Here is a 10,238-nt window from a genome sequence, read left to right as displayed (position 1 = left end):
GCATGCAAGGCGTTATCTCGGCCGGCGTCCGCAACGAAGACGAAGGCCTCTACCCGGTGCAGCACGGCTACTGGCTGCAGACCATGCAGGCAGCCCTCGCGCACGAGGCGAAGCAATCAGGGAAAGAATGCCAATGACCACCGTCGAGAACACCGAAACCGCCGCCAAGCTGATCACCCAGAACATGATCGAGCAGTTCCTCTACCGCGAGGCCCGCTACCTCGATGATCGCGAATTCGAGAAGTGGCTCGAGTGTTACGCCGACGACGTCGTCTACTGGATGCCGTCCTGGGGCGACGACGACCGCTTGGTCGAGGACCCGCAGCGCGATATCTCGCTTATCTATTACGCCAACAAGGGCGGCCTGCAGGATCGCGTGTTCCGGATTCGCACCGAGCGGTCCTCGGCCACATCGCTACCCGAGCCGCGGACCAGCCACAACATCACCAACGTGGAGGTGATCGACCGGCGCGGCGACCTGGTCGACGTGCGGTTCAACTGGTACACCATGTATTTCCGCTACAAGACCGTCGACCCGTACTACGGGACGTCGTTCTACACCATCGACTTCTCCCGCGAGCAGCCACTGATCCGGCGCAAGACCGTCGTACTCAAGAACGACTACATCCACCACGTGGTGGACATCTACCACGTCTGAAGGTGCCGAAATGACCACCGCCGCCGAGACCTACCAGGTAGCCTTGTCCTTCGAGGACGGGGTTACCCGGTTCATCAGCTGCCGCGCCGACCAGACCGTCGCCGACGCGTCCTACCGGCAACGGATCAACATTCCGCTGGACTGTCGCGACGGCGCCTGCGGCACCTGCAAGGCATTTTGCGAATCGGGTCGCTACGACGGCGGGGCCTACATCGCCGACGCATTGTCCGATGACGAGGCCGCAGCCGGTTACGTGCTGCCATGCAGCATGAAGCCCCGCTCGGACCTGGTGCTGCAGATCGCCAGCACATCCGACGTCGCCAAGACCCAGGCCGCCCGCTACAGCGGCAAGTTGACCGAGCTGCAACGCCTGACACCGACCACCATGCGGATCGGCATCGACGTCCCCAACCGGGGCGACCTGGCATTTCTGCCCGGCCAATACGTCAACATCGCCGTTCCCGGCACCAACGACACCCGTTCGTACTCGTTCAGCAACGCCCCCCACGAAAGCCGACTGACCTTCCTGATCAAGCTGACGCCCGGCGGCACAATGTCGAGTTACCTCACCGAGCGCGCCGCCGTCGGCGACGACATCGAGTTCACCGGCCCGCATGGCTCGTTCTTCCTGCGCGAGGCCGACCGGCCAGTGCTGATGCTCGCCGGCGGAACCGGGCTCGCGCCGATCCTGTCCATGCTGGGCAAGTTACGGGCCCAATCCAGTCGTCGCAAAGCACATTTGATCTACGGGGTGAGCACCGACGACGACCTGGTGGCTCTCGACGAACTGGCCCGGTTGGCTGACCAACTGCCCGGATTCACCTGGGACTATTGCGTCACCGACCCGGCCAGTAATGCCCGCAACAAGGGACCGGAGAAGGCTTACATCACCAGCTTGATCCAACCCCCGCATCTTTATGATGGCGACGTCGCGATCTATCTGTGCGGGCCGCCGCCCATGGTCGAAGCTGTCCGAAAGTTCGTCGCCGAGGCCGGGATCGAACCGACCGGCTTCTACTACGAGAAGTTTGCGCTCGCCATCCCCACTGCTGCAAAGCCGCCTGCGGAGCAGGCGAATCCGGCGCAGCATGACGAAGCGTTGTTGCCTGCACCCGACGCCCGCGCGATCGGACGTCAGATTCTGCTGCCACACGAGGAGATCAGCGCCTGGACCGGTTCTCCCACACTCACCGACGACACCCACGCAATCCGCCGGATCGCCGGGCAGGAAATGTTCCCGCCGCCCGCTGCCGGCGCGCCACCACCTTCCGTGCAGTTGGCGCCGGCGGTGGCCGCCGACGGTTACCAAATCGGCGAGGAGCATCCCGCGGTACACGAGTCCGACGCGTTGTTCGAAGCCCGGCGCGCCCTTGAGCTCGGCGCGCTGGAGCTAACCCTGGGACGATTGACCCGCCAGCAGCTGGCCGGCTACCGGCTGCTCGCCGACTCGACGCTGCCGTATGTCGCCGGCGACCGGTTCGTCGACGCGGCTCAGTACACCGAAACCAATGCCGCGTTTCATGATTACCTGTTCACGCTGACCGGCAACCAGCACCTGCTGCAGGCCTACCAGGCGCTCGGCGTCAAAGGCCGGATGGCCGCGGTGCTGCGCAACGCCACCTGGTGTCACCCACTGTGCGCGCAGGACCACGTCGATATCGTCGACGCATTCGAAGCCGGTGACCGCGAGGCCACCCGCGAACTGATAATCGCCCACGCCGAACGGTCCAAACAGACCATGCGCCGCGCCATGGCCGACGCGCTGAGCCAGCGACGACCGAGATTTGTCACTCCCGGACGCTTCGCCGGCGAGGTCGTCGTCGTGACCGGCGCGGCGCAGGGCATCGGCGAACACACCGCGCGGCGGATCAGCGCCGAAGGCGGCACGCTGGTGCTTGCCGACCGCTCCGAGCTTGTCAAGGAGCTCGCCGAAGATCTGGCGAGCATCGGCCCCGATACGCTTGCCGTCACGGCCGATCTCGAATCCGCCGAAGGCGCGAACACTGTCGTCCAATCGGCTATTGATGCGTTCGGGCGCATCGACGTCCTGATCAACAGCGTGGGCGGTGCGATCAACTTCAAGCCGTTCACCGAATTCACCGACGCCGAGATCCGCGCCGAAGTCGACCGCTCGTTGATGACCACGCTGTACTGTTGCCGTGCCGTACTGCCACCGATGGTGCAGCGCCGGCGGGGCGTGATCGTCAACATCTCCTCGGCGGCCGCCCGCGGCATCCACCGGATTCCGTATTCGGCGGCCAAGGGCGGGATCAACGCGCTCACCGCCTCGCTCGCCATGGAGTACGCCGGAGCAGGTATCCGCGTCGTCGCCACCGCGCCCGGCGGCACCCAGGCGCCGCCGCGGCGAATTTCTCGAGGCACCCCGGAACCCGGCAATGACACCGAGCGGGCGTGGTTCCAGGCCCATATCGACCAGACCCTCGAATCGTCGCTGATGAAACGCTACGGGACACTCGACGAACAGGTCGCCGCAATCTGCTTCCTGGCCTCCGACGAAGCCTCCTACATCACCGGCACGGTGCTGCCGGTGGCCGGCGGAGACCAAGGCTGACGCATAGCATGTGAACGTGAACATCGCGCCCGGTCCGTTCGTCGGGCGCGACCGCGAACTCGCCGAGCTGGCCCGTCACAGCGACGGGGTCCACGGCGCCGACCTGATCACCGTCGTCGGCGCAGCGGGCATCGGTAAAACGACGCTGCTGCGGAGGCTGGCCGCGCGGCATCCGGGCCCGGTGTGGTGGACACAGGCCGTGGAGTGGGAATGCGGCGTGCCCGCAGCGGTGCTGCGGCAACTTCTGCAGGACGACGTACCACCCGATCCCGTCGCTGCCGCCACCGCCGTGGCGGGCCGGATCACCGGCGAACCGGTTTTGGCGGTGATCGACGACGCCGAAAACGCCGATCCCGCATCCGTGCAGGCGCTGGCGACGGTGGTGCGGCGACACCGCGACCTACCGTTGTTGGTGGTGTTCGCGACGGCTGCCAACGACGGGGCGGCCAGGACGCTCGTCTCCGCCGAAGTGCGCCTCGAGGGGCTTGACGCGGCGTCAATCGGCGAACTCGCCGCGCTGTCCGGCCGGACGCTACATCCTGCAGTCGCCGAAAAACTGCGCCGGCATACCGGGGGCAACCCGCGTGACACGTTGGCGTTGCTGAACGAACTGCCCGCGTCGGTGTGGTCTGAGCCGGACTCCCGCTTGCCCGCACCCGCACACGTCGTCGCCGAGGTCCGCGCCCAACTGCAACGCTGCGACTCGTCCAGCAGGGCCCTCGTCGAGGCGCTGGCCGTCCTCGACGAGGATGATTCCTTAGGTGTCGCAGTGCAATTGGCGGGAATCGACGACCCACTGGGGTCTATCGACAAGGCTAACGGCGCGGGTCTGCTGGCCCCCTCACCGGCATACCAACCGCGGCTGCGCACCCCGCTGACCCGGGCCGCCGTGCTCGACCTGATGGGCGCGCGCGCCACCAGCGAGGCGCATCACCGTGCGGCGGAAATCCTCGCCGATCCGGTGCGCCGGCTGCGCCACCGGGTTGCGGCCACCCCGCTGCCAGACGCTGCTCTGGCCGACGAGGTGGACCAGCTCGCCCGGGAACGGGGTGCCGAAGGCGCCTGGGCGGAGGCGGCCGGGTTGTTCCGCGACGCCAGCCGGCTCAGCCCGGACCCGCTGTTACGCGACGAGCGGCTGACCCGCTCGGTCGACGCGCTGGTCGCCGCCGGTGACTGCAACGGCGCGGCCGCGCTGGTGCCCACCATCGAGAGTATGCGCGAAACACCGCTGCGCAACGCTGTGCTGGCGTATCTGGCGATCCTCCGCGGCCGCGCCGCCGAGGCGGAGGTACGGCTGCACCGAGCGTGGGACATCGTCAACGCCGAACGCGATCCGGAAACGGCTGCCCTGATCGCCCAGCGATTTGTCCTGCACTCGCTGCTCCGTTGTCGCGGTACGGAATTGGTGGACTGGGCCGATCGGGCGATCGCGCTGGCCGGCGACGACTCCCCCGCCGGGGTCGAGGCCGCGGCGATCCGCGGCCTCGGACTGTCGTCGTGCGGGCAATTCCGCACCGCGTCGGCCGCCTACGAGCAGCTTTCCTCCCGCGTCCGCCATGGCGCCCAGGCCCAGCGGGTCACCATGGGCCGCGGCTGGTTACAGCTGAGCCAGGGCGATATCGACGGCGCCCGAAGCAGTTTGGAGAGCGCAGTCGCGATGGCTACGCTGGGTGGCTCCACCCGCATCACACTCTGGTCGCTGGGCTGGCTGGCCCGGGTGCAGTTTCTCACCGGGGACTGGGACCGCGCATTGCACAGCGTCGAACAGGGCTATGCCCTTGCCGCGTCCACCGGTATCGTGCTGACCATACCGCTGCTGGCCTGGACCGCTGCTCAGGTGCATGCACTGCGCGGCGACTCGGAGCAGGCCGCTGCGGCGATCCGCGCGGCCGACGCGGTCACGCAGGACTACCAGCTGATGCAGATTCCGACGCTGCTGGCGCGCGGCCAAATCGCCGAAGCCGAGGCCGATTACCCGGCGATACGCCGAGTACTGGATCCACTCACCGCGCTGAACTCGGGCACGGTGCTACACGAGCCGGGCCTGTGGCCATGGATCGACCTGCTGGCCGCCGCGCTAGTCGTCGACAACCAACTCGACACCGCTGACGCGTTGCTGCGTCGCCATGAGGAGCGGGCGCGCGGCCACCGCTCCGCGATCGCACGTCTGCGCACCGCACGCGGTCGGTTACTCGGCGCGCGGGGCGATCTTCCCGCGGCAAGGGAAGCTTTCGACGAGGCGCTCGCGCTGCTCGACGGGCTGCCGCTGCGCTACGACCTGGCCCGCGCCCGTTTCGCCTACGGTCAGACGCTGCGCCGGGCCGGCAAGCGCCGCGACGCCGACGCCATGATCAGCGCCGCCCGCGAACTGTACCTGTCTTTAGGTGCGCAGACATTCGCCCAGCGCTGCGAGCGCGAACTCAAGGCCGGGGGTTTACACCAGCTACGTGGCCCGAGCGCTCATGTCGAACTCACCCCGCAGGAGGAAGCAGTGACTTCGCTTGTGGCACAAGGGCTTTCTAACCGTGAGGTAGCGGCAGAACTGTACATCTCACCGAAGACCGTGCAGTACCACCTCACCCGGATCTACGCCAAGCTCGGAGTGCGGTCACGCGCCGAGCTCGCCGCGCTGCGGCGCTGATCCGTCACCGGCGCCGCGGTCTTGGCCACCACGTCGGCGAAGTCCACACCCGGTGCGAGTTCGACGAGCGCAAAATCTTGGCCGCACACATCGAAGACCCCCAGGTCGGTGATCACCCGGCTGACAACCCCTTGCCCGGTCAGCGGCAGATCGCAGACACTGACCAGCTTCGCGGCACCGGTTTTGGTGACATGCTCCATCAGCACGATGATCCGCCCGGCGCCGGAGACCAGATCCATGGCCCCACCCATACCTTTGACCATCGCACCCGGAACCATCCAGTTCGCCAGGTCGCCGTTGGCCGCCACCTGCATGGCACCCAGCACCGCGACGTCGACGTGCCCGCCGCGGATCATCGCAAAACTGGTCGCCGAATCGAAGTAGGATGCCCCGGGAAGGACCGTCACGGTTTGCTTGCCGGCGTTGATCAGATCGGGATCAACCTGGTCCTCGTAGGGAAACGGACCGACGCCCAGGATGCCGTTCTCGGCGTGCAAGGTGACCTCCGAGCCGTCGGGCAGATGCTCGGGAATCAGCGTCGGCAGGCCGATACCGAGGTTGACGTAGTCGCCGTCGCTTAACTCGCGGGCAGCCCGCGCGGCCATCTGTTCACGCGTCCAGCTCATAGCTGCGCCCCCCTGGTCGTGCGCTTCTCAATGTCCTTGCGAGACGCCTGCTCCGGGGTCAGCGCCACGACACGCTGGACGAAGATCCCCGGCAGGTGAACCGCGTCGGGACCTAACTCTCCGACCTCGACCACACACTCGGCCTCCACGATCGTGACCCGCCCCGCCATCGCCGCCGGTGGGTTGAAATTCCTTGCTGCGGCGTGAAAACAGCAATTGCCGGCCTTGTCGGCGACGGCGGCGCGCACCAATGCGTAATCGGTGACGATGCCCTCTTCGAGCACCATGTCCTTGTCGCGGAACCGCCGGACCTCCTTGGGTGGTGACGCGATCGCGACACTGCCATCCGGACGGTAGCGCCACGGCAGCCCGCCATCGGCGACCAGGGTGCCGACTCCCGTCGGGGTGAAAAAGGCGCCGATTCCGCTGCCGCCGGCACGTAGCCGCTCCGCGAGGGTGCCCTGGGGAGTGAGCTCGACGGTCAGCTCGCCGTTGAGGTACTGCCTTGCGAATTCCTTGTTTTCACCGACATAGGAGGCGATCACCCGGGTTATGCGTTGCCCCTCCAGCAGCAGACCCAGACCGGCTCCGTCGACGCCGCAGTTGTTCGACACGATCGTTAGATCGTCCGCACCCTGCTCCAGCAGCGCCCCGATCAAGACCCACGGGACGCCCGCGAGGCCGAACCCACCGACGGCCAGGCTGGCTCCAGCCGGTATGTCCGCAACCGCCTTCGCAGCCGAGCCGACCACTTTGTTGAGTGTCATGGCCACTCCAGGTGTTCGATAATTGCAGGGGTGATGACGTCAGGCCGTTCGGCGTTGGCGAGATGTGCGGCATGCGAAACAACAAGCAGTCGACCATCCTTCACACCATTCGCGATCTCCTCCAGCTTGGCGGGCGGGGTGGCCGGGTCATCGGATCCGGCGACCGCAAGGGTGGGCGCAGCGATCATCGACAAGTCGTCACGGAGGTCGAGTGTGGCGATCGCCTCGCAGCACCCCGCGTAGCCTTCGGCCGGGGTGGCGGCGACCATCGACACGTATGCGGTCTCGAGATCTGGATGTGCCATCAGGTATTCACGGGTGAACCAGCGCTGCACGACGGCGTGCGCGACCGCATCGCAGCCATGTTCGCGCACGACCGCGGCCCGATCGGTCCAATCCGAGGCGGGCGGCAGCCGAGTTCCGGTGCACAGCAGGACCAGTCGGTCGACCCGCCCAGGGTTACGGGCCGCGACCCGCATCGCCGTCATACCGCCCAACGACAGCCCGACCAGGTGCGCCCGCGTGACGCCAAAACGGTCGAGCAGCGCCAGTAGATCATCGGCCAAATCGTCGATCGTGTACGGGCCCAACGGAACCGTGGATTCACCGTGGCCGCGGGTGTCGTAGCGCACGACCCGGAACCGCTGCTCCAGAGCGTCCAACTGTGGCGCCCACATCCGATGGGTGGCGCCCAGCGAATTGGACAGCACCACAACCGGGCCGTCGTTGCGGCCGGTGATCACGGCATGGACCTCTACCGCAGTCATCGCACCGCCTCGAAGACCGCGGCCAGCCCCTGGCCGCCACCGATACACAGGGTCTCCAACACGTATCGGGCACTGCGCCGTTGGGCCTCGTAGGCGGCGGTAGCCAGGATGCGGGCACCGGTGGCACCGACGGGGTGACCCAACGAGATACCCGACCCGTTGGGGTTGAGCCGTTCGTCGAGCGGATCGAGATTCCATTCGTGCAGCACCGCCAATACTTGCGCTGCGAACGCCTCATTGAGCTCGATGAGGTCGATATCGTCGAGGCTCAGGCCGGCCCGGTCGAGTGCGATAGCGGTGGCGCTGACCGGGCCGATACCCATCGTTTCGGGGGCGCAGCCGGTGACCGCCCACGATCGCAACGTCAACAACGCCGGCAAACCCCGTCGTTCGGCCTCTGCCCGTGTCGTGACGACACACATCGCGGCGCCGTCGTTCTGCCCCGAGGCATTACCGGCGGTGACGGTCGATTCCGGGTCCAGCGTGGCCCGGATCGGGCGCAGTGCCGCCAGCGCCTCGATGGTGACCCCGGCGCGGGGATGCTCGTCGCGGTCCACGACGGTGTCCGGTTTGCCGCGTTTGCCGGCTACCGTGACGGCGACCAACTCCTCGGCGAACTTACCCGCGTCGTGGGCCGCAACGGCGCGCCGATGGGAACGCACCGCAAGGTCGTCTTGCTCGCGACGGGTGATGCCGTAGGTTTTGCGCAGGTTCTCCGCGGTTTCGATCATGCCGCCAGGCACCGGATGGTCCGCGCCGCCTGCCGTCAGGCGGGCCCGGTCGAGGCGATCCATCAGCTCGATGCCGCCCTGGCGCACCCCGGTGCGCAGACCCAGCGCGTAATGCTCCACGTTCGACATCGACTCCACGCCCCCGGCAATCGCCAGCCGCGCGGCACCGGTGGCGACCTGCGCCGCCGCGTACAGCACTGCCTGCAAGCCCGAGCCGCAGCGGCGATCGATCTGCAAACCCGGAACGGCCGTCCCCAGACCGGCGTCCAACGCAGCGATCCGGCCGATCGCCGGCGACTCGCCGTTGGCGTAACCCTGACCGAGGACCACGTCGTCGACATCGCCCTCGACCAAGCGCGCGCGACGGACAAGTTCGCGTAGCAACTGCGTGGCCAGTTCGGTGGCCGACAGTGGTGCGAGCACGCCTCCGAAGCGACCGACCGGGGTGCGAAGCGCCGAGCAGATGACGATATCGACGTCTGTCATGTCACGAACTGCCACCCGCTCTACGCTACTGAGCTGCCGTCATAACCTGAAATATCTATTTTGTCATGATTAAGAGGCGTGAAGTCTTAATCCGAAGTAAGGCTTGGCCCGACTACCCCGACACCCGCACAACCCGTCCGGCGCCGTGAAAATCACCGCTTGTCCGGCACCGTCACCCCGGAGCATCACAACGCCAGAGTGAGCACACCAAACCGAGGTTCATCAGTCTGCGATAACGAACGATAATGACGCGGTGAGCGACAGGGAAGCGATAGAGGAAACCGGCCTGTTGGACGGCTTGGACGGCGCCATCCGCGCGGAGCGGACTGAGCTCATCGCCTGGCTGCTGCAGCAAGGCTTTGATGTGGACCAGATCCGCGAAGAGATCGCTCCGACGCTGCTGCCAGTACGTCGAGCGCTGGGTGATGACGGCAGCCACGTGTCGGCACGCGCGATCAGCGAAGCTCACGGCATCGACTTGCACGTGTTGCAGCGCATCATGCGGGCATTGGGGCTGCCCAGGGTGGACGATCCAGACGCGGCCGTCTACTTACGCGCGGACGCCGAGGCCGCCGCGCGCCAGCAGCAGCTCATCGAGTTTGGTCTGGATCCCGACCGTGTGGTCCTCATGGTCCTCAGGCTCAGCGAAGGGCTTTCGCGCGCCGTCCCGGCGCTGCGATACGGCGTATTGTCGGCGGTCCTGCATCCTGGAATCACCGAGCTCGAGGTTGCACAGGCGCACGAGGCCTTAGCAGGCAAGATCGCTCCGCTGCTGGGCCCGTTGATTCGTGACATCATGTTTGTGCAGTTGCGTCGAGCGGTGGAGGGCGAGGAGCTCAACGCCAGCGAGCGGGCTATCGGCGCGGCGCTCCCCGGGGCTCGTTTACTCACCTTCGCATTCGCTGACATGGTTGGGTTCACTCGCTTGGGCGAGGTGGTGCCGCCAGAGGACTTGGTGGTGCTAGTTGAACGGCTGGCCGATCTCGCACG

8 protein-coding genes are annotated in these 10,238 nt (G+C 66.8%); 4 read left to right on the top strand and 4 right to left on the bottom strand.

What is annotated here, in order from left to right:
* The first annotated feature begins 133 nt into the window (after positions 1 to 133).
* Genes benB through AC2VOR_RS12130 form a run of 3 tightly spaced genes read left to right on the top strand, consistent with a single transcriptional unit; the run spans position 134 to position 5,871 of the window.
* Complete coding sequence (benB, locus tag AC2VOR_RS12140; protein ID WP_369739289.1) at positions 134 to 658, top strand: benzoate 1,2-dioxygenase small subunit; 525 nt, start codon at positions 134 to 136, stop codon at positions 656 to 658.
* Positions 659 to 668: 10 nt separating this feature from the next.
* Positions 669 to 3,230 carry a benzoate 1,2-dioxygenase electron transfer component BenC gene (gene benC, locus AC2VOR_RS12135; RefSeq protein WP_369739290.1) on the top strand — a complete coding sequence of 854 codons (2,562 nt, stop codon included), beginning with the start codon at positions 669 to 671 and terminating at the stop codon, positions 3,228 to 3,230.
* A 22-nt stretch (positions 3,231 to 3,252) separates the two neighbouring features.
* Positions 3,253 to 5,871, top strand: a complete 2,619-nt coding sequence (locus AC2VOR_RS12130; protein WP_486963857.1) for a helix-turn-helix transcriptional regulator — start codon at positions 3,253 to 3,255, stop codon at positions 5,869 to 5,871.
* On the opposite strand, the gene AC2VOR_RS12125 is transcribed toward AC2VOR_RS12130, so the two are convergent.
* From AC2VOR_RS12125 to AC2VOR_RS12110, 4 genes are read right to left on the bottom strand one after another with little or no spacing between them, the layout of a single operon-like run.
* Entirely contained in the window at positions 5,817 to 6,497 is a 681-nt protein-coding gene (locus AC2VOR_RS12125) for a CoA transferase subunit B (protein WP_369739291.1), read from the bottom strand. The genes AC2VOR_RS12130 and AC2VOR_RS12125 overlap by 55 nt on opposite strands.
* Positions 6,494 to 7,264, bottom strand: a complete 771-nt coding sequence (locus tag AC2VOR_RS12120) for a CoA transferase subunit A (RefSeq protein WP_369741654.1) — start codon at positions 7,262 to 7,264, stop codon at positions 6,494 to 6,496. Before AC2VOR_RS12120 ends, AC2VOR_RS12125 begins: the two co-directional genes overlap by 4 nt.
* Complete coding sequence (gene pcaD / locus AC2VOR_RS12115; RefSeq protein WP_369739292.1) at positions 7,261 to 8,031, bottom strand: 3-oxoadipate enol-lactonase; 771 nt, start codon at positions 8,029 to 8,031, stop codon at positions 7,261 to 7,263. Before pcaD ends, AC2VOR_RS12120 begins: the two co-directional genes overlap by 4 nt.
* The gene (locus tag AC2VOR_RS12110) at positions 8,028 to 9,248 is read right to left on the bottom strand and encodes an acetyl-CoA C-acetyltransferase (RefSeq protein ID WP_369739293.1); all 1,221 of its coding nucleotides are present in this window, start codon (positions 9,246 to 9,248) and stop codon (positions 8,028 to 8,030) included. Before AC2VOR_RS12110 ends, pcaD begins: the two co-directional genes overlap by 4 nt.
* A 253-nt stretch (positions 9,249 to 9,501) precedes the next feature.
* On the opposite strand from AC2VOR_RS12110, the gene AC2VOR_RS12105 reads away from it, so the two are divergent.
* Positions 9,502 to 10,238 (top strand): adenylate cyclase regulatory domain-containing protein (locus AC2VOR_RS12105; protein WP_486963856.1); only part of this gene is annotated, 737 nt, incomplete at its 3' end.

The organism is Mycobacterium sp. TH-M103 (assembly GCF_057473785.1).
The sequence above is the reverse complement of the archived record's forward strand: the minus strand, read 5'-3'. Positions and strand labels throughout refer to the sequence as shown.

Coding starts and splice junctions, on each gene's coding strand:
- AC2VOR_RS12120 (WP_369741654.1), bottom strand. CDS start 7,264: ATGACACTCAACAAAGTGGTCGGCTCGGCTGCGAAGGCGGTTGCGGAC.
- benC (WP_369739290.1), top strand. CDS start 669: ATGACCACCGCCGCCGAGACCTACCAGGTAGCCTTGTCCTTCGAGGAC.
- pcaD (WP_369739292.1), bottom strand. CDS start 8,031: ATGACTGCGGTAGAGGTCCATGCCGTGATCACCGGCCGCAACGACGGC.
- AC2VOR_RS12125 (WP_369739291.1), bottom strand. CDS start 6,497: ATGAGCTGGACGCGTGAACAGATGGCCGCGCGGGCTGCCCGCGAGTTA.
- AC2VOR_RS12110 (WP_369739293.1), bottom strand. CDS start 9,248: ATGACAGACGTCGATATCGTCATCTGCTCGGCGCTTCGCACCCCGGTC.
- benB (WP_369739289.1), top strand. CDS start 134: ATGACCACCGTCGAGAACACCGAAACCGCCGCCAAGCTGATCACCCAG.